The sequence below is a fragment of the Pseudomonas sp. 30_B genome, assembly GCF_017491605.1.
GTDB lineage: Bacteria > Pseudomonadota > Gammaproteobacteria > Pseudomonadales > Pseudomonadaceae > Pseudomonas.
Map to the genome: position 1 here is coordinate 1 of NZ_JAFGYY010000017.1, position 19,001 is coordinate 19,001.

The 19,001-nt window shown below is 66.1% G+C and carries 18 protein-coding genes; 12 read left to right on the forward strand and 6 right to left on the reverse strand.

Annotated features, from left to right (window positions below; translation table 11 throughout):
* Positions 1-592: 592 nt before the first annotated feature.
* The 6 genes from J5M67_RS18560 to paaN form a co-directional block, all read right to left on the reverse strand.
* Positions 593-2,083: an aldehyde dehydrogenase family protein gene (locus J5M67_RS18560; RefSeq protein ID WP_207886802.1), complete on the reverse strand. Its 1,491-nt coding sequence runs from the start codon at positions 2,081-2,083 to the stop codon at positions 593-595.
* A gap of 49 nt (positions 2,084-2,132) precedes the next feature.
* A complete protein-coding gene (locus J5M67_RS18565) occupies positions 2,133-2,540 on the reverse strand; it encodes a cytochrome c family protein (protein WP_207886803.1) in 408 nt (135 codons plus the stop codon).
* 433 nt (positions 2,541-2,973) lie between these two features.
* Positions 2,974-3,888 (reverse strand): transcriptional regulator FeaR, encoded by a 915-nt coding sequence (feaR, locus tag J5M67_RS18570; protein ID WP_207886804.1) that lies wholly within the window; start codon positions 3,886-3,888, stop codon positions 2,974-2,976.
* Between the two features lie 139 nt (positions 3,889-4,027).
* Positions 4,028-4,951, reverse strand: coding sequence for a phenylacetic acid degradation operon negative regulatory protein PaaX (paaX, locus tag J5M67_RS18575; protein ID WP_207886805.1), 924 nt, complete (start codon positions 4,949-4,951; stop codon positions 4,028-4,030).
* A gap of 77 nt (positions 4,952-5,028) precedes the next feature.
* Positions 5,029-5,628, reverse strand: a complete 600-nt coding sequence (gene paaY / locus J5M67_RS18580) for a phenylacetic acid degradation protein PaaY (protein ID WP_207886806.1) — start codon at positions 5,626-5,628, stop codon at positions 5,029-5,031.
* A 1-nt stretch (position 5,629) separates the two neighbouring features.
* Positions 5,630-7,324: a phenylacetic acid degradation protein PaaN gene (paaN, locus tag J5M67_RS18585; RefSeq protein ID WP_207886807.1), complete on the reverse strand. Its 1,695-nt coding sequence runs from the start codon at positions 7,322-7,324 to the stop codon at positions 5,630-5,632.
* Positions 7,325-7,728: 404 nt separating this feature from the next.
* Here paaN and paaF point away from each other — a divergent pair, with 404 nt between their 5' ends.
* From paaF to paaE, 12 genes are all read left to right on the forward strand, one after another.
* Positions 7,729-8,502: a 2,3-dehydroadipyl-CoA hydratase PaaF gene (gene paaF / locus J5M67_RS18590; protein ID WP_207886808.1), complete on the forward strand. Its 774-nt coding sequence runs from the start codon at positions 7,729-7,731 to the stop codon at positions 8,500-8,502.
* Positions 8,503-8,542: 40 nt separating this feature from the next.
* Positions 8,543-9,334, forward strand: a complete 792-nt coding sequence (paaG, locus tag J5M67_RS18595; RefSeq protein ID WP_207886809.1) for a 2-(1,2-epoxy-1,2-dihydrophenyl)acetyl-CoA isomerase PaaG — start codon at positions 8,543-8,545, stop codon at positions 9,332-9,334.
* A 3-nt stretch (positions 9,335-9,337) separates the two neighbouring features.
* On the forward strand, positions 9,338-10,855 hold the full coding sequence (gene paaH / locus J5M67_RS18600) for a 3-hydroxyacyl-CoA dehydrogenase PaaH (RefSeq protein WP_207886810.1): 1,518 nt from the start codon (positions 9,338-9,340) through the stop codon (positions 10,853-10,855).
* A complete protein-coding gene (paaI, locus tag J5M67_RS18605) occupies positions 10,848-11,288 on the forward strand; it encodes a hydroxyphenylacetyl-CoA thioesterase PaaI (RefSeq protein ID WP_207886811.1) in 441 nt (146 codons plus the stop codon). The genes paaH and paaI overlap by 8 nt, the downstream gene beginning before the upstream one ends.
* Complete coding sequence (gene pcaF / locus J5M67_RS18610) at positions 11,285-12,499, forward strand: 3-oxoadipyl-CoA thiolase (protein ID WP_207886812.1); 1,215 nt, start codon at positions 11,285-11,287, stop codon at positions 12,497-12,499. The genes paaI and pcaF overlap by 4 nt, the downstream gene beginning before the upstream one ends.
* Positions 12,500-12,672: 173 nt before the next feature.
* Entirely contained in the window at positions 12,673-13,992 is a 1,320-nt protein-coding gene (gene paaK / locus J5M67_RS18615; protein ID WP_207886813.1) for a phenylacetate--CoA ligase PaaK, read from the forward strand.
* Between the two features lie 344 nt (positions 13,993-14,336).
* On the forward strand, positions 14,337-14,690 hold the full coding sequence (locus tag J5M67_RS18620) for a DUF1428 domain-containing protein (RefSeq protein WP_207886814.1): 354 nt from the start codon (positions 14,337-14,339) through the stop codon (positions 14,688-14,690).
* Positions 14,691-15,113: 423 nt separating this feature from the next.
* Positions 15,114-16,106, forward strand: coding sequence for a 1,2-phenylacetyl-CoA epoxidase subunit PaaA (gene paaA, locus J5M67_RS18625; RefSeq protein ID WP_207886815.1), 993 nt, complete (start codon positions 15,114-15,116; stop codon positions 16,104-16,106).
* Between the two features lie 20 nt (positions 16,107-16,126).
* Entirely contained in the window at positions 16,127-16,408 is a 282-nt protein-coding gene (gene paaB / locus J5M67_RS18630; protein WP_017520939.1) for a 1,2-phenylacetyl-CoA epoxidase subunit PaaB, read from the forward strand.
* A gap of 10 nt (positions 16,409-16,418) precedes the next feature.
* Positions 16,419-17,180 carry a 1,2-phenylacetyl-CoA epoxidase subunit PaaC gene (gene paaC / locus J5M67_RS18635; protein ID WP_207886816.1) on the forward strand — a complete coding sequence of 254 codons (762 nt, stop codon included), beginning with the start codon at positions 16,419-16,421 and terminating at the stop codon, positions 17,178-17,180.
* Positions 17,167-17,700 (forward strand): 1,2-phenylacetyl-CoA epoxidase subunit PaaD, encoded by a 534-nt coding sequence (paaD, locus tag J5M67_RS18640; protein WP_207886817.1) that lies wholly within the window; start codon positions 17,167-17,169, stop codon positions 17,698-17,700. The genes paaC and paaD overlap by 14 nt, the downstream gene beginning before the upstream one ends.
* A gap of 167 nt (positions 17,701-17,867) precedes the next feature.
* On the forward strand, positions 17,868-18,944 hold the full coding sequence (paaE, locus tag J5M67_RS18645) for a 1,2-phenylacetyl-CoA epoxidase subunit PaaE (RefSeq protein WP_207886818.1): 1,077 nt from the start codon (positions 17,868-17,870) through the stop codon (positions 18,942-18,944).
* Positions 18,945-19,001: the final 57 nt, after the last annotated feature.

The window sequence follows — 19,001 nt, forward strand, 5'->3', positions numbered from 1 at the left end:
TCTTCGTAGGGCGAATAACGCCTAAGGCGTTATCCGCCGAATCGAGGGTGGGTGTTTCTGCGCCGCTTTGGCTTGTGCTGGAAGATTTTGTTTCGCCCCCTCGGGCGAGTTACTTTGCCAAACGACGCAAAGTAACCAAAGGTCTTTGCCCCATCATCCGGGTCCCGCTTCGCGGGACTTCCCTCGCTCCATCGAAGTTTCAGGGGCCCGCGTCGACGGGCCATCCCTGGCCCGACGACGCTCTCGCGGCATCCATGCCGCTCAACCCCTGAAACTCCGATTCCACTCGGCCTCCTGAAGGGGCGCTCCGGCGTGTGCGGACGTTTCTCTGGACAACCTCAAGAGCAAAAGCGAGAGCCGATGCTATGGCGTGGTGAGATCCCGTAGGAGCGGACCTTGTCCGCGAAATCCATCGCGAATGACTCGGTGCCCTATGTGAACACCGGCGCCATGCGCCCACGTAGGAGCGGACTCCGTCCGCGAATCGCGCCCACGGGGCGCTCCCACAGGCGTCTCCCCCACCACAATCCCGCGCGCAAAAAAACGGGCCCGAAGGCCCGCTGCTAAACGAGGGTGTTGCTCTCACCATCAATCAGTGCGCGATGCACACCGACTTGATCTCGGTATAGGCCTCGACCACGGCGCGGCCGAACTCGCGGCCCATGCCCGACTGCTTGACGCCACCGAACGGCATGCTCGGGTCGAGCAGCACGTGGGCGTTGACCCAGACGGTGCCGGATTCGATGCGCGGCACCAGGTTCATCGCCTTGGTCAGGTCGTTGGTCCACAGGCTGGCGCCCAGGCCGTATTCGCTGTCGTTGGCCATTTCGATGGCCTGGTCTTCATCGCTGAACGGCAGTACGCCGAGCACCGGGCCGAAGACTTCGTCGCGGGCGATGGACATCTTCTGGGTCACGCCGGCCAGGATGGTCGGCTGGATGAAGAAGCCACTGCCCTCGCCTGCCGCACCACCGCAGACCACGCGCGCGCCTTCGCGGCGGGCGGTTTCGATGTGCTTGAGCACGCTCTGCTGCTGCTTGCGCGACACCAGCGGGGTGACCTGCGCGCTCGCATCCATGCCGGCGCCCATGCTCATGCCGCCAACCACGGCGCCGAGCTTTTCGACGAACTCGTCATAGCGCGACTCGTGCACATAGAAGCGCGAGGCAGCGGCGCAGACCTGGCCGCTGTTGAGCAGACCGCCCAGCAGTGCCCCTTGCACGGCCTTGTCGATGTCCGCGTCGGCCAGGATGATCATCGGGTTCTTGCCTCCCAGCTCCAGGGCGAAGCGGGTCATGTTCTTCATCGCCGCCATGCCGACGCTGCGGCCCACGGCAGTGGAGCCGGTGAACGACACCTTGCTGACCAGCGGGTGCGAAGCCAGGCCGCCACCGATGTTCGGACCGTCGCCTGTGACCAGGTTGAACACGCCGGCCGGTACGCCGGCCTCGAAAGCCAGTTCGGCCAGGCGCAGCGCGGTCAGCGGGGTTTCGCTGGCGGGCTTGATCACCACGGTGCAACCGGTGGCCAGCGCGGGCATCAGCTTCCAGATGGCGATCATCATCGGGAAGTTCCACGGCACGATCCCGGCTACCACACCCACCGGCTCGCGGCGGGTGTACGCGGTGAATTTGGTGCCCGGCGGCAGCGGGATCGACACGTCCATCGTGGTGCCTTCGATCTTGGTCGCCCAGCCGGCCATGTAGCGCATGAACTCGACGGTGGCGCCCACGTCGAGCATCCGCGACAGGTTGATCGACTTGCCCTGGCTGAGGGTTTCCAGCTGGGCCAGCTCCTCACCATGCTTCTCCACCAGGTCGGCGAAGCGCAGCAGGATGCGCTCGCGGTCGGCCGGGCGCAGGTCGGACCAGACCCGCGACTTGAATGCCGCGTGGGCCGAGTGCACCGCGCGGTCGAGCATGGCGGTGTCGATGTCGGCAACCCTGGCGATGGTTTCGCCGGTGGCCGGGTTGAGTACGTCGACGGTCGGGCCGTCGGTGACAACCCAGGCACCGTCGATGAAGCAGCCGTGGCGGCGGCTGAGGAATGCGCTTACCTGGGGCAGGATTTCAGTCGTGCTCATGTTCACTCCTGGCGAAAAGCGGGCGCGGCGGCCCGTTCGGGAAAAGGGGTCAGTGCTGCTGGCTGAGCCAGCAGGTCACGGCGCGGCGCTCGGCGGCGTCGGCGAGGCCGGCGAACGGCATGTAGGTACCGGGCACCGCGGACTGCGGCTGGGTGATGAAGGCGTCGAGGTTGTCGCGGTTCCAGGCGGCGCCTTTGCTCTTCATCGCCTCGGAGTAGCTGAAGCCGGCCAGCGAGCCGGACATGCGGCCGACCACGCCATGCAGGTTGGGGCCCATCATTCCGGGGCCGTCCTTCTGCGCGGAGTGGCAGACGGAGCAGTCGCGGGCGAATACAGCCTGGCCCTGCTCGGCTTCGGCGGCCGGGCAGGTGTCGGCCGCGGCGACAGCGCTGTGGGCGGCGGCGAGCGCCAGCAGCAGTGCGCCGGCGGCGGCCTTGAGGGATTTGTGGAAGGACATCTGGCTCCACCTCGAAGCAGTCAGGCCGACGCGGGCAACACGCCGGCACGCGCGAGGAATTCGCGCTTTTCGAGGGGGATTGTTACTGGCGCCGGGATGGCGGGACTTGTTCTGTGTGCCAGTTGGTTTGGCGGGGGTGCCAAGACGCGGGAATGCCGGGCATAAATTCAGGCACGACGATGATGTCGGTGAATCGGCGTACAACCGCGAACGGTTGTACGCCCTATGCGTGGGAGCTCAACCGTAGGGCGCATGAAGCGGAACGCTTCATCCGCCGATAGGCGTTCACACCGGGGTTCCGACGGGGAACGTCGCCACGCTCTTCGTAGGAGCGAGCTTGCTCGCGAACAGCAGGATGCCGATCGCGGACGGAGTCCGCTCCTACAAGAGCCACTCTCCCGCCGCGGGACGGGCGAACCCTGCCCGATATCACCTACTGCGCGTAGCGCTTGCGGTATTCCCCCGGGGAAACCCCGAAGCGCGACTTGAACGCCGTGGAGAAGTAGCTGGAATCCGAGAAGCCCCAGGCATAGCCCAGCGCCGACAGCTTCTGCTCGAAGTGCGCGTTGCGCAGCGACTCGGCGCAGAAGTCCAGGCGACGGTTCTTGATGTACTGGGCGACGACCATGCCCTTCTTCGAGAACATGCGGTACAGGCCACGCACGGAAACACCGACCTCGCGGGCGATCAGTTCCGGGCAGAGCTCCTCGGCGCTGATGTGCTCGTCGATGAACGACACCGATTTACGGAACAGCCGTTCATGGCTGTCGCACTCGCTTTCCTGACCGCTGATCGCAGGGCGCAACAGGCTGACCAGGGCATCCAGGGTCGCCTCGCTTTCCTGCATGCCGATGCCATCGTGGCGGCTGACCTCGCCGACCATGCCGCTGGCCAGCGCGGCGATCGGCGCGCTGGCGGGAATGCGCGTGGCGCAGTTCACCGAGTTGATCCGCGCGCGCTCGAAGACCTGGCGCGGCAGGATCAGCGAGACCTGCCGGGCCTTCTCCAGGTAGGTCATGTTGCTTGGCAGGCTGGCGTCGATCAGTGTGATGTCGCCGCGCGAGAGCTCCACGCGGTTGTCACCCTGCTCCAGGCGCGAACGGCCGTCGAGCTGGAACACCGCGTAATAGTTGTTGCCGCCACCGGCCGCGATTTCCTTGCTGGTCCGGTACAGGCTGATCTGCTCCAGTTCGACCTGGCTCAGCTTGATGGCGCCGCCCTGAAATTCCTTGAGCTCGCTACTGAATTCCGGCCCCAGGGGATGCGCGGCGAAACGCCCGCACGCCTGGTTGATCCGCGCCAGCCATGCCTCGAAGGCATCGCCGCGCGCTTGGGTTGAGGTATTCATGACCAGCAAAGCCTCGCGCGTTCTTGTTGTTATCAGCGTCCGCCTCGATGGGCGGATCGACGTTGATCGATGTCAGGACCGATCACTTGCCCTGCACCACCTATCGGTGAGGCAGGGTAAGGCACATTTCAGGCCAACTTCACTTCAATCCGCCGAAACGGCGGTAGAAGCTCTCGCCCACGTCCGGCAGCGGACCGTCGGCGGTTTCCAGGTTGCTGTTCAGCCACTCTTCGGCCTTGGCGTAGATCAGCCGGTAGATATTGCGACACAGCTGTCTCGCCGCGCGCCCTTCCCAGTCGCCGGGCAGCAGCTCGTCCGGCAACTGCGGGTCGCGCAGCAGCAGCCGGCGGTATTCGTGGATCAGCAGGATGCGCGCCAGGAAGCAGTCCGACGGCTGCAGGTTGTCCTGCTCGCGCAGCACCTGCCAGAGCGGGCGGAACAGGCGGATGAACTCGCTGTAGTGGCTCGCCAGCTCGTCGATGTTCCAGCTCTCGCGCACCTGCAGGCGCATGGCGCGGGACGCCAGCACGTCCTGGGCGTGGGTATCGAAGATGATGCTGTCGTCCAGCGCCTCCAGGTCCTGCAGGGTCGTCACCAGGTCGGCGCGGTCGCCGCGCGGACAGGCCAGTACGGTCGGGGCGATGGCGCCGAAGCCCTGCCATTCCAGCTCCTCGCGCACCTGCTTGCGCTTGTCCGCGGCCAGCTGGGAGAGCATCACCAGGGTCCAGGCGCCGTCCCAGGCCGGCAGGCTGGAGCTGTACACCCGCTTGAAGGCCTTCTCGAAACGCCGCCGGCCGGTGCCGGTCAGGCTGTAGTAGCTGCGCCGGCCGACCTTCTCGGCGGTCAGCCAGTCCTCCTTGGTCAGGCGGAAGATCGAGGTGCGGATCAACCGCTCGTTGATGCCGATGGGCTCCAGCAGATTGATCAGGCTGCCCAGCCAGACGGTGCCGCCATGGGGTTCGATGGCATCGCCATAGAGGGTGATGATCAGCGAACTGGCGCGGATCGGCGTCTGTTCCTGGAAACGGGTAATCAGCTGGTTCAGCGGTGCGAGGGCGGTCATGGTCTGGCTGGGCACGGACAAAGGCCCGACTATACCTGCCCGCCGGGCCGCCTTGCCATTGGTGTGAACCCCAGTGGTCATTGGGAGTTGTCCCCTTTGGGGCGCACTCCCGAATCGCCCATGCGCGGGCGGTCCGCCTCCACTTCCGCCAGCGGCGCGCATTCCACCAGGCTCGTCAGGCAGCGCCGGGTCAGCTCCTGGTATTCGCGGGTGCCACGTTGCTTCCAGGCCACCTCCTCGTCGCTCAGCACGCGCTTCACGGCAGCAGGCGCGCCCATCACCAGGCTCTGTGGCGGGCATTCGAAGCCGGCCTTGACGAAGGCGGCGGCGGAAACGATGGAACGTTCGCCAATCCGGGCGTTGTCCATCACCACCGCGTTCATCCCCACCAGCGCATCGGCACCAACGACGCAGCCATGCAGCACCGCACCGTGGCCGACATGGCCATTGCGCTCGACCACGGTGTCGCTGTTGGGGAAGCCGTGCATCACGCAGGTATCCTGCAAGTTGGCCCCCTCTTCCAGGACGATCCGCCCGAAATCGCCGCGCAATGCCGCCAGCGGGCCGATATAGCAACCCGGACCGACGATCACGTCACCGATCAGTACGGCGGTCGGATGAACAAAAGCGGTCGGGTGCACCACCGGGGTCACCCCGTCCAGGCTGTAGCACGGCATCTCAGGCGCCCTCCACCGGTGCGTGACGGCGGCTCTGCACCACCACGAAGCGCCGCGTCACGAAGGCGCCATCGGTGATCGATGCGTTCGCCGTGGGGTTGCCGCCGGTGGCGTGGAAGTCGCTGAAGGCCGCCGACTGGTTGACGAACACGCCGCCGTCGAAGTTCACCGACAGCGACACCGCCACGTCCTGGGCGAAGCTCTCCGCCCGGTCGAGGAAGTCAGCGTCCGTGGAGTAGACGCCCAGGGTCATGGCGCCCTTCTCTTTCAATACGTCGCCGGCCACCTGCAGGCTGTGGGCGCTGTCATCGGTGGCGATGACGAAGGCAATCGGGCCGAAGCGCTCTTCGCCGAAGGCGGCGCGCTCGCTGGCGTCCACCTTGAGCAGCAGCGGCGTGCGCACGCGAGCTCCGGGGAACTGCGGGTGCTCGCGGGACTCGCTGTCGAGGAGGACGTCCCCCAGCGCGCGGCAGGCGAGGATCCGTTCGGCGGTCGCTTCGGACTGGATCGCACCGAGCACGCCGCAGGCACGCTCGTTGTCGGAGAGGAAGCCGCGCACGGCGCCGGCCAGCGCCTGGGCGACCTCGTCGAAGCTGACATGCCCGTCGCCATTGCGGATGCCGCCGCGCGGCACGTAGATGGCCTGGGTGGTGGTGCACATCTGCCCGGAATACAGGCTGAGGCTGAACGCCAGGTTGCGCGCCACGGCCTTGAGGTCGCGCACGCTGTCGATGATCACGCTGTTGACGCCGGCCTTTTCGGTGAACACCTGGGCTTGGCGGGCGTTGTCTTCCAGCCAGTTGCCAAAGGCGCTGGAGCCGGTGAAGTCGACCAGCTTCACGCGCGGATCGAGGGCCAGCACCTGGCTGACCGGGGCCTCGACGGTATCCACCACCAGGCTGACCAGCGCCGGATCGAAGCCCAGCTCGCCGAGCACCTCTTGGGCCACCCTGACGCTCATCGCCACCGGCAGGATGGCCGCCGGGTGCGGCTTGACCAGTACCGGATTGCCGGTGACCAGGCTGGCGAACAGGCCCGGGTAGGTGTTCCAGGTCGGGAAGGTGGCGCAGCCGATCACCAGCGCCAGGCCGCGCGGGACGATATGCCAGCGCTTGTCCATCACCAGCGGCTCGGCCTTGCCCTGGGGCTTGGTCCAGCAGGCGGTTTCCGGTACTTCGGCCATGGCCCGCCAGGCATAGGCCAGCGCTTCCAGGGCGCGGTCCTGCGCGTGGGCGCCGCCGGCCTGGAAGGCCATCATGTAGCCCTGGCCGCTGGTGTGCATGACCGCATGGGCCATGGTCGGGCTCAACGCGGCGAGACGCCGGACGATCTCCAGGCAGGCGCCAACGCGCGCCTTGGCCCCGGCATCGCGCCAGGCCGGCAGGGCTTGCTGCTGGCGGTTCAGCAATTCATCGGTGTCGTACTGGTCGTAGGTCACGCCCAGATCGAAGCCATAGGGCGAGCGCTCGGCGCCAGCGTGGCCAACGGCTTGCGGTCCCTGCAATTGGAAATGGCGGTTGAGCAAGGCCTCGAATGCCGCCTGGGCGCCCTTCACCGACTCCTCCGGATACTGCTTGAGGCTTTCCCCGTGGGGCGACCAGTAGCCGCGGCGGGCGATGGCCTCCACGGCGCGTTCGAGGGTGGCGCGGTGATGCTCGAACAGTTCGAGGGCGGAGGCCTGGGCGGCGGACGACATGGGGATTCCTCTTCTAGTAGTTGTGGCGGTGCACGCGACGCAAGGGGCGGGACACTTCGCAAAGCGATCAACTTGCTTTCGAATTTTGTATCACATCATTTTGAAACAGGAAAGCACCACACGCCGTATCGCTTTCAACAAGCCTCAACAGAGCCGCCGACAAACGGCAACATCGCTTCAGAAGCCCGCCATTTCTGACCGACAACCCGAAATGCGAGCGTGGGGAAAATTCGAAACCGACCCAATACAAGACACACAAATACATTTTGCACTTGTTGTTTTGTATCGCTTTAGGCATATACTGCGGAAAACCCGGGAGACCTCCGCCTACCGCGCAGGACATACCCTGGATTCCAACAATGAGCCGGCCTGCGATGCCGTGCGTGCAGCCTGAGGACGATGTCATGCCTCGCACCCTTGCCGTTCAGATGCCTGAAGCGGGCGTCCGCCTGATCACCCTGCAGCGTCCCGAGGCGCTGAACGCACTGAACACCGAACTGCTCGGCGAACTGGCCGCCGAACTCGACGCCGCCGAGCAGGACAGCGAAACCCGCGCCGTGGTGCTGACCGGCAGCCGCAAGGCCTTCGCCGCCGGCGCCGACATCAAGGAGATGGCCGAGCGCGACCTGGTCGGCATCCTCAATGACCCCCGCGTCGGCTACTGGCAGCGCATCGCCGCCTTCTCCAAGCCGCTGATCGCCGCCGTCAACGGCTTCGCCCTGGGCGGCGGCTGCGAGCTGGCCATGCACGCCGACATCCTCGTCGCCGGCGAAGATGCCCGCTTCGGCCAGCCGGAAATCAACCTCGGCATCATGCCCGGCGCCGGCGGCACCCAGCGCCTGCTGCGCGCCGTGGGCAAGCCACTGGCGATGCAGATGGTGCTCACCGGCGAAGCCATCGACGCCCGCCACGCCCAGCGCGCCGGCCTGGTCAGCGAAGTCACCCAGCCTGAATTCACCGTCGAGCGCGCCCTGCAGATCGCCCGCAGCATCGCCGCCAAGGCGCCGCTGGCCGTGCGCCTGGCCAAGGAAGCGCTGCTCAAGGCGCAGGACACCGATCTAGCCACCGGCCTGCGCTTCGAACGTCACGCCTTCACCCTGCTGGCCGGCACTGCCGACCGCAATGAGGGCATCAGTGCTTTCCAGGAAAAGCGCAAACCCGTCTATCAGGGCTGCTGAGCCCCTTCTCCTATTGCCCATTGATGGAGCGAGTCCGCCCATGAACTTCGAGCACATCCTGTTTTCCATCGAGGACGGCGTCGCCCTCCTCAGCCTGAACCGCCCGGAGCAGCTCAACAGCTTCAACGCCGCCATGCATGGCGAAGTGCGCGAAGCACTCAAGCAGGTCCGGCAGAACCCGGAAGCCCGCGTCCTGCTGCTGACCGGCGAAGGCCGCGGCTTCTGCGCAGGCCAGGACCTGTCCGATCGCAACGTCGCCCCCGGCGCGGACATGCCTGACCTGGGCCAGTCCATCGAACAGTTCTACAACCCGCTGATCCGCACCTTGCGCGACCTGCCGCTGCCGGTCATCTGCGCGGTCAACGGCGTAGCCGCCGGTGCCGGCGCGAACATCCCGCTGGCCTGCGACCTGGTGCTGGCGGCGCGCTCGGCCAGCTTCATCCAGGCCTTCTGCAAGATCGGCCTGATCCCCGATTCCGGCGGCACCTGGACCCTGCCGCGCCTGGTCGGCATGGCCCGCGCCAAGGCTCTCGCGCTGCTGGGCAACCGCCTCACTGCCGAACAGGCCGAGCAATGGGGCCTGATCTACCAAGTGGTGGATGACGCCAACCTGCGCGAAGAAGCCCTGAAGCTCGCCCGCCACCTCGCCACCCAGCCGACCTATGGCCTGGCGCTGATCAAGCGCAGCCTCAACGCCAGCCTGAACAACAGCTTCGACGAGCAGCTGGAACTGGAGCGCGACTTGCAGCGCCTGGCCGGCCGCAGCGAGGACTACCGCGAGGGCGTGTCCGCCTTCATGGAAAAACGCACCCCCAGCTTCAAGGGCCGCTGATCGATGAGCGCATTACTGCAAGACGCGAAAGTCGCGGTGATCGGCGCCGGCGCCATGGGCGCGGGCATTGCCCAGGTCGCCGCCCAGGCCGGTCACCCGGTGAAGCTCCATGACAACCGCCCCGGCGCTGCCGCCCAGGCCATCGATGGCATCGACCGCCAACTCGGTCGCCTGGTGGAGAAAGGCAAGCTGGGCGCCGAGGAACGTGCCGCCATCGTTGCACGCCTGCAACCGGTGGAAGCCGTCGAGGCGCTGGCCGACTCGAAGCTGGTGATCGAAGCCATCGTCGAGAACCTGGAGGTCAAGCGCGGCCTGTTCCAGCAACTGGAAGCGCTGTGCGCCGAGGACTGCATCCTCGCCAGCAACACCTCCTCGCTGTCCATCACCAGCCTCGCCGCCGGCCTCAAACGCCCGCAGCAGGTGGTCGGCATGCACTTCTTCAACCCGGCGCCGCTGATGCCGCTGGTGGAGATCGTCTCCGGCCTCGCCACCGATCCGGCGCTGGCTGACAGCCTCTACGCCACCTCGCTGGCCTGGGGCAAGAAGCCGGTCCACAGCCAATCCACGCCCGGCTTCATCGTCAACCGCGTGGCGCGCCCCTTCTATGCCGAGAGCCTGCGCTTGCTGCAGGAAGGCGCCGCCGACTGCGTTACGCTGGATGCGCTGATGCGCGACGCCGGCGGCTTCCGCATGGGCGCCTTCGAGCTGACCGACCTGATCGGCCACGACGTCAACTACGCCGTGACCTGCTCGGTGTTCGCCGCCTACTACGGCGACTTCCGCTTCCAGCCCTCGCTGATCCAGAAGGAACTGGTGGACGCCGGCCGCCTCGGCCGCAAGAGCGGCCAGGGTTTCTATGACTACGCCGAAGGCGCCGAGCGCCCGCAGCCGGCCAGCCTGAGCAGTGCCGCCACCGTGAACACCTGCGTGCTGGAAGGCGACCTGGGCGTCGCCCAGCCGCTGGTCCAGCGCCTGAAAGATGCCGGCATCGAAGTTGTCCAGCGCGCCGGCAGCGGCCTGCTGCGCGTCGGCGATGCGGTGATCGCGCTGTCCGACGGCCGCCTCGCCAGCCAGCGCGCCAAGCAAGACGGCCTGCGCAACCTGGTGCTGATCGACCTCGCACTGGATTACACCAAGGCTTCGCGCCTGGGCATTTCCACCTCGGCGGACACCACGCCCGAAGCGCTCGACCAGGCCGTCGCCCTGCTCGCCAGGGCCGGCATCGCCGCCAGCCGCCTGAGCGACACCCCCGGCCTCGCCGTGCTGCGCACCGTCGCCATGCTCGCCAACGAAGGCGCCGATGCCGTGCTGCACGGCGTGGGCAGCGCCGGCGACATCGACCTCGCCATGCGTGCCGGGGTGAACTACCCGCAGGGCCCACTGGCCTGGGCCGGGCAAATCGGCATCGGCTGCGTGCTCCGCGTGCTGGACAACCTGCAGGCCGCCTACGGCGAGAACCGCTATCGCCCGTCCCTGTTGCTGCGCCGCCTGCACGCCGAGGGGAGAACCTTCCATGGCTGACGCCACCCGATTGGCCCTGACCTGCGCCGAGGCCATGTATGAGCGCGACCAGGCCACCCGGCGCATGGGCATCCAGCTGCTGGATGCCGGCCCCGGCAGTTCGAAGCTGTCGATGCGTGTGCGCGAGGACATGATCCAGGGCCACGGCACCTGCCACGGCGGTTACCTGTTCGCCCTGGCCGACTCGGCCTTCGCCTTCGCCTGCAACAGCTACAACGACGCCACCGTCGCCATCGGCTGCAGCATCGATTTCGTGGCGCCGGCCCGCGAGGGCGACGAGCTGACCGCCAGCGCCTGCGAGCAGAGCCGCAGCGGCCGCACCGGCAACTACGACGTGCGCATCGAGAATTCCCAGGGCCAGTTGATCGCCCTGTTCCACGGCAAATCCTACAAAGTGCGCGGCACCGTGCTGGCGCAGGAGACCTCCGAATGACAGACCTCACTGACGCCCTGATCATCGACGCGGTGCGCACGCCGATCGGCCGCTACGCCGGCGCCCTGTCCGGCGTACGCGCCGACGACCTCGCGGCCATCCCGATGAAGGCCCTGATGCAGCGCCACCCGGAGCTGGACTGGAGCGCCATCGATGACGTGATCTTCGGCTGCGCCAACCAGGCCGGCGAGGACAACCGCAACGTCGCCCGCATGGCCTCGCTGCTGGCCGGCCTGCCGGTGACCGTGCCCGGCACCACGCTGAACCGCCTGTGCGGCTCGGGCCTGGACGCCGTGGGCAGCGCCGCGCGCGCCCTGCGCTGCAACGAGGCCGGGCTGATGCTGGCCGGCGGCGTGGAATCCATGTCCCGCGCGCCCTTCGTGATGGGCAAGTCCGAGCAGGCCTTCGGCCGCAGCGCGGAAATCTTCGACACCACCATTGGCTGGCGCTTCGTCAACAAACTGATGAAGCAGCAGTTCGGCATCGACTCCATGCCGGAGACCGCCGAGAACGTCGCCGAGCAGTTCAACATCAGCCGCGCCGACCAGGACGCCTTCGCCCTGCGCAGCCAGCACAAGGCCGCCGCCGCCCAGGCCAACGGCCGCCTGGCGAAGGAAATCGTCCCGGTGGAGATTCCCCAGCGCAAGGGCCCGGCCAAGCTGGTCGAGCAGGATGAACACCCGCGCGGCGATACCACCCTGGAGCAACTGGCCAAGCTCGGCACGCCGTTCCGCGAAGGCGGCAGCGTCACCGCCGGCAACGCCTCGGGCGTCAACGATGGCGCCTGCGCCCTGCTGATGGCGACCCCCGCCGCCGCCGCGCGCCACGGCCTGAAGGCCCGCGGCCGCGTGGTGGCCATGGCCACCGCCAGCGTCGAGCCGCGCATCATGGGCATCGGCCCGGTGCCGGCGACCCGCAAGGTGCTGGAGCTGGCCGGCCTGGCGCTGAACGACATGGACGTGATCGAGCTGAACGAAGCCTTCGCCGCCCAGGGCCTGGCCGTGCTGCGCGAGCTGGGCCTGAAGGATGACGACGCACGGGTGAACCCCAACGGCGGCGCCATCGCCCTCGGCCATCCGCTGGGCATGAGCGGCGCGCGCCTGGTCACCACCGCCCTGCATGAACTGGAAGAATGCGGCGGCCACTACGCCCTGTGCACCATGTGCATCGGCGTCGGCCAGGGCATCGCGCTGATCATCGAACGGATCTGAACCCACGGAAGTTTCGAACCCCGTACCGCCAGTCGTGAAAGCCACCGCCTGGCAGGCAGAGCAACATCTCTGACAGGGGTTCGAAACTTTCCGCGAACGGGGGCGTTATCCTGCTCCCATGACACTCGCAGCCCGCACCCGGGCTGGCGTACAAGAACAAATCGAGTGAACCCATGAACATGTACCATGATGCCGAACGTGCCCTGCTTGACCCGATGGAAACCGCCAGTGTCGACGAGCTGCGCCAGCACCAGCTGGAGCGCCTGCGCTGGAGCCTCAAGCACGCCTACGACAACGTCCCGCTGTACCGCCAGCGCTTCGACGCGGCGGGCGTCCACCCCGACGACCTGAAAACCCTGGAAGACCTGGCGAAGTTCCCCTTCACCGGCAAGAACGACCTGCGCGACAACTACCCCTACGGCATGTTCGCCGTGCCGCAGAGCGAGATCGTGCGCCTGCACGCCTCCAGCGGCACCACCGGCAAACCCACCGTGGTCGGCTACACGCAGAACGACATCGACACCTGGGCCAACGTGGTCGCCCGCTCCATCCGCGCCGCCGGCGGCCGCAAGGGTGACAAGGTGCACGTGTCCTACGGCTACGGCCTGTTCACCGGCGGCCTGGGCGCGCACTACGGCGCCGAGCGCCTGGGCTGCACCGTGATCCCCATGTCCGGTGGCCAGACCGAGAAGCAGGTCCAGCTGATCCGCGACTTCCAGCCGGACATCATCATGGTCACCCCGTCCTACATGCTCAACATCGCCGACGAGATCGAGCGCCAGGGCATCGACCCGCACAGCCTCAAGCTGCGCCTGGGCATCTTCGGCGCCGAACCCTGGACCGCCGAGCTGCGCCGCGCCGTGGAAGAGCGCATGGGCATCACCGCCCTGGACATCTACGGCCTCTCGGAAATCATGGGCCCGGGCGTGGCCATGGAATGCGCCGAAACCAAGGACGGCCCGACCGTCTGGGAAGACCACTTCTACCCCGAGATCATCGACCCGGCCACCGGCGCCGTACTGCCCGACGGCGAATACGGCGAGCTGGTGTTCACCTCGCTGTCCAAGGAAGCGCTGCCGATGATCCGCTACCGCACCCGCGACCTGACCCGCCTGCTGCCGGGCACTGCGCGGCCGATGCGGCGCATCGACAAGATCACCGGGCGCAGCGACGACATGCTGATCATCCGCGGAGTGAACGTGTTCCCGACGCAGATCGAGGAGCAGGTGCTGAAGATCAAGCAGCTCGCCGAGTGCTACGAGATCCACCTGCACCGCAACGGCAACCTCGACTGCATCGACGTGCACGTCGAACTGCGCCACGACCAGCAAGGGCTCTCGGCGGACGAGCAGAAGGCCATCGGCAACGAGCTGGGCAAGCAGATCAAAACCCACATCGGCATCAGCGCCCGCGTGCTGGTGCAGCCGTCCCACAGCCTCAAGCGCTCGGAAGGCAAGGCCTGCCACGTGTATGACAATCGGCCCAAGGGCTGATCGATCAGCGTGATGAAAAAGCCCCGCTTCGGCGGGGCTTTTTGCTTTCTGATAATTCGTCGCCGATCCGCCCTCACCCCAGCCCTGGCTGCGCGCCCCGCTCCTGAGGGAGAGGGGGCGATTCTCAGTCGCCGGCTGACTCGGCATCTCCATTCACACCGAACGGTCCCCTCTCCCTCCGGGAGAGGGTTAGGGTGAGGGAACACCCAACTCCGGAATTACCCGCCACACCGCGACCGCCCGTCGCCCCAGCAATCTTTACTGTCGATCTCCCAGCCCGCCCTTCGACTATTCCTCAAAAGCAGACGGCATCCGGCTGCTCGCCCACCCGCAGGAGATGAACGATGAACTATGTCGATGGCTTCCTCGTACCGGTACCCACCGCCAGCCGCGAACGCTACATAGAAGTGGCGCGCAAGGCAGCGGCGCTGTTCAAGGAGCATGGCGCGCTCGGCGTCGTCGAGTGCTGGGGCAATGACGTGCCCGAGGGCAAGGTGACCTCCTTCCCCATGGCGGTGAAGCTCAAGGAAGACGAAACCGTGGTGTTCTCCTGGATCACCTGGCCCAGCAAGGACGTGCGGGACGCGGGCATGAAGAAGTTCATGGAAGACCCACGGATGAAGACCGAATTCAGCGACATGCCCTTCGACGGGCAACGCATGATTTTCGGCGGCTTCGAGGTGATCGTCCAAGCCTGATGCCTTCCGGCTCTTCGTAGGAGCGAGCTTGCTCGCGAACCATGCTTTCCGGCGGCTACGGAGTTAGGCGGTTCGCGAGCAAGCTCGCTCCTACAAAACCCACCAAATAATCATTAATAAATTCATCTAAACAGATTTTTAGTATCACTTCGTCGCCTTTCGACTCAGAACAGCCCGCCATTCAAGTGCAACAACCGCGCAGACAATCCCCGCCACTTACCTTCACGTTCAATGCCATTCGCTAAATTAATCGCGATATCCTGACCTTTTCTCGCCAATCCAAAGCCCCCAGCGCCGGCCCAAGCGATACAAAATCCAATTACGACACATCATTTAGTGTTAGACATTCATTTCTGTATCATTTAAAAATACAGCCATGGCCAAGGCCGTCCCACGAACACGACAAAAGGCTGGAGACACAGCATGTACGCACAACTGGTTGAGACCGGCGTGAAGCGCATCAAGGCGCTGGACGAGATGTCACCGGAAGAACGCGCCTTCCAGGAAAAGATCGATGCCGAGATCAAGATCGAAGCGAAGAACTGGATGCCCGACGCCTACCGCCAGACGCTGATCCGGCAGATTTCCCAGCACGCCCACTCCGAGATCGTCGGCATGCTGCCCGAGGGCAACTGGGTGACCCGCGCACCGACCCTCAAGCGCAAGCTCCAGCTGATGGCGAAGATCCAGGACGAAGCCGGCCACGGCCTCTACCTCTACAGCGCCATGGAAACCCTGGGCGCCGACCGCGACGCCGAGGTTGCCAAGCTGCACAGCGGCCGCGCCAAGTACTCCAGCATCTTCAACTACCCGACGCTGAACTGGGCCGACATGGGCGCGGTGGGCTGGCTGGTGGATGGTGCGGCGATCGTCAACCAGGTGGTGCTGCAGCGCACCTCCTACGGCCCGTACTCGCGCGCCATGATCCGCATCTGCAAGGAAGAGAGCTTCCACCAGCGCCAGGGCTACGAAATCCTCCTGACCATGATGCGCCACGGCAACCAGGCGCAGAAGGACATGGTCCAGGACGCCATCAACCGCCTCTGGTGGCCGGCCCTGATGATGTTCGGTCCCAGCGACGCCGACTCCCCCAACAGCGCCCAGTCCATGGCCTGGAAGATCAAGCGGCAGAGCAACGACGAACTGCGCCAGCGCTTCATCGACCAGACGGTGCCGCAACTGGAGCTGCTCGGCTGCACCGCCCCGGACCCGCACCTGAAGTGGAACGAGGAACGCGGCCACTACGACTTCGGCGACATCCAGTGGGAAGAGTTCTACGAAGTGCTCAAGGGCAATGGCCCGTGCAACACCGAGCGCGTCGCCACCCGTCGCAAAGCCATCGAAGACGGCGCCTGGGTCCGCGAAGCCGCGGTCGCCTACGCCCGCAAACAACAACAGAAAAAAGACGCCGCCTGAGTCGCGAGGAGAGAAAAGTCATGTCCGAGTGGACTTTGTTCGAAGTATTCGTCCGTAGCAAACACGGCCTGAACCACAAGCACGTCGGCAGCGTCCACGCCGCCGACGCCGCCATGGCCATCGAGAACGCCCGCGAGCTGTACACCCGCCGCAACGAAGGCGTGAGCCTGTGGGTCGTGCCCTCCGCGCTGATCACCGCCTCCTCCCCCGACGAGAAGGACCCGCTGTTCGACCCGTCGCAGGACAAGGTCTACCGCCACGCCAGCTTCTACGAGCTGCCGCCCGAAGTCGGCCACATGTGAGACGCGTGCGATGAACCCGAACTCTGACAAGATCGAATACCTGCTGCGCCTCGCCGACAGCGCCTTGATCCAGGGCCAGCGCCTGTGCGAATGGTGCGGCCACGCCCCGGCACTGGAAGAAGAACTGGCGCTGATGAACGTCGGCCTCGACCTGGTGGGCCAGGCGCGCAACTGGTACGAGTACGCCGTGGAACTGCTGGACGACGGCCGCGACGCCGACGCCCTGGCCTTCCGCCGCGACGAGCGCGCCTTCCGCAACCTGCTGCTGGTCGAGCAGCCCAACGGCGACTTCGCCGTGACCATGACCAAGCAGTTCCTCTACGACGCCTGGCACTTCCATGTGCTGCACGCCCTGAGCAGCTCCAGCGACGAGCGCATCAAGGCCATCGCCGCCAAGGGCCTGAAGGAAGTCACCTACCACCTGCGCCGTTCTTCCGAGTGGGTGCAGCGCCTGGGTGATGGCACCGAGGAAAGCCACGCGCGCATGCTCGCGGCCATTCCGCAGGTGTGGCGCTTCACGGTCGAGCTGTGCAACGCGGATGAAGTGGAACAGCGCCTGTTCGTCGAAGGCGTGGCACCGAACCCCGAAGAGCTGGCAGCCGCCTGGAAAGCCAAGGTCGCCGACATCTTCGCCGCCGCGACCCTGCCGCTGCCCGAGCCTGCGGTGAACTTCTACCTCAGCGGCCGCCGTGGCCTGCACACCGAGCACCTGGGCATCCTCCTGGCCGAGATGCAGTTCCTCCAGCGGGCCTATCCCGATGCGACCTGGTGAGCTGATTACCAGCGACCGCGGCGCCCGCGCCGGCACGGCTGACGACCTCAGCCGCGCCTGGAGCGTGCTCGGCGCGGTGATGGACCCGGAAGTGCCGGTGGTCAGCGTGGTCGATCTGGGCATCGTGCGCGGGCTCGACTGGCTGGATGGCCACCTGCACGTGGTGGTCACCCCGACCTACTCCGGCTGCCCGGCCACCGAGGTCATCGAGCAGGACATCCAGCACGCTCTGGAGCACGCCGGTTTCGCCGCGCCGCAGCTGGAGCGCCGCCTGGACCCGGCCTGGACTACTGACTGGATCAGCGACGAGGGCCGCAAGGCACTGCGCGACTACGGCATCGCCCCGCCAGCCGGCAGCACCAGCAAGCGCAGCCTGCTGGGCGAGACCCCGGAAGTGCGCTGTCCGCAGTGCGGCAGCCTGCACACCGAGCAGCTCAGCCAGTTCGGTTCCACCGCCTGCAAGGCGCTGTACCGCTGCATCGATTGCCGTGAGCCATTCGATTACTTCAAGTGCATCTAGGAGGACGAAGACAAACTGCTGCGCTCGGCCATGCATCGTTGGAAACGACTTCGAAATGCTCATTCACAGACGTGAACTCCGCTTCCGAAGCCGCTTCCGCCTCGCCTGACCTTCGCTCGCGACGTTTGTATTCGCCCTCCACGCGGTCAAACCGCAGGAGAAGAACAATGAGCAAGTTCCACAGCCTGAAAATCAAGGAAGTGCGCGCCGAAACCCGCGACGCCGTGTCCATCGCCTTCGACGTCCCGGCGGAGCTGGCCGACAGCTTCCGCTTCCAGCACGGCCAGCACCTGGTCATGCGCACCCAGCTCGACGGCGAGGAAGTGCGCCGCTCCTATTCCATCTGCAGCGGCGTCAACGACGGCGAGCTGCGCGTGGCGATCAAGCGCGTACCGGGCGGGCGGTTCTCCGCCTACGCCAACGAGACGCTGAAGGTCGGCCACAGCCTGGAAGTGATGCCGCCGGCCGGCCACTTCAATGTCGCCCTGGACCCGGCGCGCCACGGTAACTACCTGGCGGTCGCCGCCGGCAGCGGCATCACGCCGATCCTGTCGATCGTCAAGACCACCCTGGAAACCGAGCCGCACAGCCGCATCACCCTGCTCTACGGCAACCGCTCCAGCAACGCTGCGATGTTCCGCGAACAGCTCGAAGACCTGAAGAACCGCTACCTGCAGCGCCTGAACCTGATCTTCGTATTCAGCCGCGAACAGCAGGACGTCGACCTCTACAACGGCCGCATCGACGCCGACAAATGCGGCCAGCTGTTCAGCCGCTGGCTCGACGTGAAGAGCCTCGACGCCGCCTTCATCTGCGGCCCGCAGGCGATGACCGAGACCGTGCGCGACCAGCTCAAGGGCAATGGCATGCCGGCCGACCGCATCCACTTCGAGCTGTTCGCCGCCGCCGGCAGCGAGAGCAAGCGCGAGGCCCGCCAGGCCGCCGCCGCGATCGATAGCGCGAAAAGCCAGATCACCGTCATCAGCGATGGCCGCGAGCTGTCCTTCGAGCTGGCCCGCAACAGCGTCAGCGTGCTCGACGCCGGCAACGCCCAGGGCGCCGAACTGCCTTACTCCTGCAAGGCCGGCGTGTGCTCGACCTGCAAGTGCAAGGTGGTCTCGGGCGAGGTGGAGATGGACAGCAACTTCGCGCTGGAGGATTACGAAGTGGCAGCGGGATACGTGCTGAGCTGCCAGGCGTACCCGGTCAGCGACAACGTCGTCCTGGACTTCGACCAACTCTGAACTGGCTCCTACACGTAACGCATCAGTTTCACCGCCAGCGGCCCACAAGGCCCCTGG

Excerpts from the sequence above, each read along its gene's own strand:
- J5M67_RS18565 (WP_207886803.1), bottom strand. The coding sequence starts at position 2,540 with ATGTCCTTCCACAAATCCCTCAAGGCCGCCGCCGGCGCACTGCTGCTG.
- J5M67_RS18560 (WP_207886802.1), bottom strand. The coding sequence starts at position 2,083 with ATGAGCACGACTGAAATCCTGCCCCAGGTAAGCGCATTCCTCAGCCGC.
- paaK (WP_207886813.1), top strand. The coding sequence starts at position 12,673 with ATGAACATGTACCATGATGCCGAACGTGCCCTGCTTGACCCGATGGAA.
- paaA (WP_207886815.1), top strand. The coding sequence starts at position 15,114 with ATGTACGCACAACTGGTTGAGACCGGCGTGAAGCGCATCAAGGCGCTG.
- paaF (WP_207886808.1), top strand. The coding sequence starts at position 7,729 with ATGCCTCGCACCCTTGCCGTTCAGATGCCTGAAGCGGGCGTCCGCCTG.
- J5M67_RS18620 (WP_207886814.1), top strand. The coding sequence starts at position 14,337 with ATGAACTATGTCGATGGCTTCCTCGTACCGGTACCCACCGCCAGCCGC.
- paaE (WP_207886818.1), top strand. The coding sequence starts at position 17,868 with ATGAGCAAGTTCCACAGCCTGAAAATCAAGGAAGTGCGCGCCGAAACC.
- paaH (WP_207886810.1), top strand. The coding sequence starts at position 9,338 with ATGAGCGCATTACTGCAAGACGCGAAAGTCGCGGTGATCGGCGCCGGC.
- paaG (WP_207886809.1), top strand. The coding sequence starts at position 8,543 with ATGAACTTCGAGCACATCCTGTTTTCCATCGAGGACGGCGTCGCCCTC.
- paaX (WP_207886805.1), bottom strand. The coding sequence starts at position 4,951 with ATGACCGCCCTCGCACCGCTGAACCAGCTGATTACCCGTTTCCAGGAA.
- paaI (WP_207886811.1), top strand. The coding sequence starts at position 10,848 with ATGGCTGACGCCACCCGATTGGCCCTGACCTGCGCCGAGGCCATGTAT.
- paaD (WP_207886817.1), top strand. The coding sequence starts at position 17,167 with ATGCGACCTGGTGAGCTGATTACCAGCGACCGCGGCGCCCGCGCCGGC.
- paaB (WP_017520939.1), top strand. The coding sequence starts at position 16,127 with ATGTCCGAGTGGACTTTGTTCGAAGTATTCGTCCGTAGCAAACACGGC.
- paaC (WP_207886816.1), top strand. The coding sequence starts at position 16,419 with ATGAACCCGAACTCTGACAAGATCGAATACCTGCTGCGCCTCGCCGAC.
- feaR (WP_207886804.1), bottom strand. The coding sequence starts at position 3,888 with ATGAATACCTCAACCCAAGCGCGCGGCGATGCCTTCGAGGCATGGCTG.
- paaN (WP_207886807.1), bottom strand. The coding sequence starts at position 7,324 with ATGTCGTCCGCCGCCCAGGCCTCCGCCCTCGAACTGTTCGAGCATCAC.
- paaY (WP_207886806.1), bottom strand. The coding sequence starts at position 5,628 with ATGCCGTGCTACAGCCTGGACGGGGTGACCCCGGTGGTGCACCCGACC.
- pcaF (WP_207886812.1), top strand. The coding sequence starts at position 11,285 with ATGACAGACCTCACTGACGCCCTGATCATCGACGCGGTGCGCACGCCG.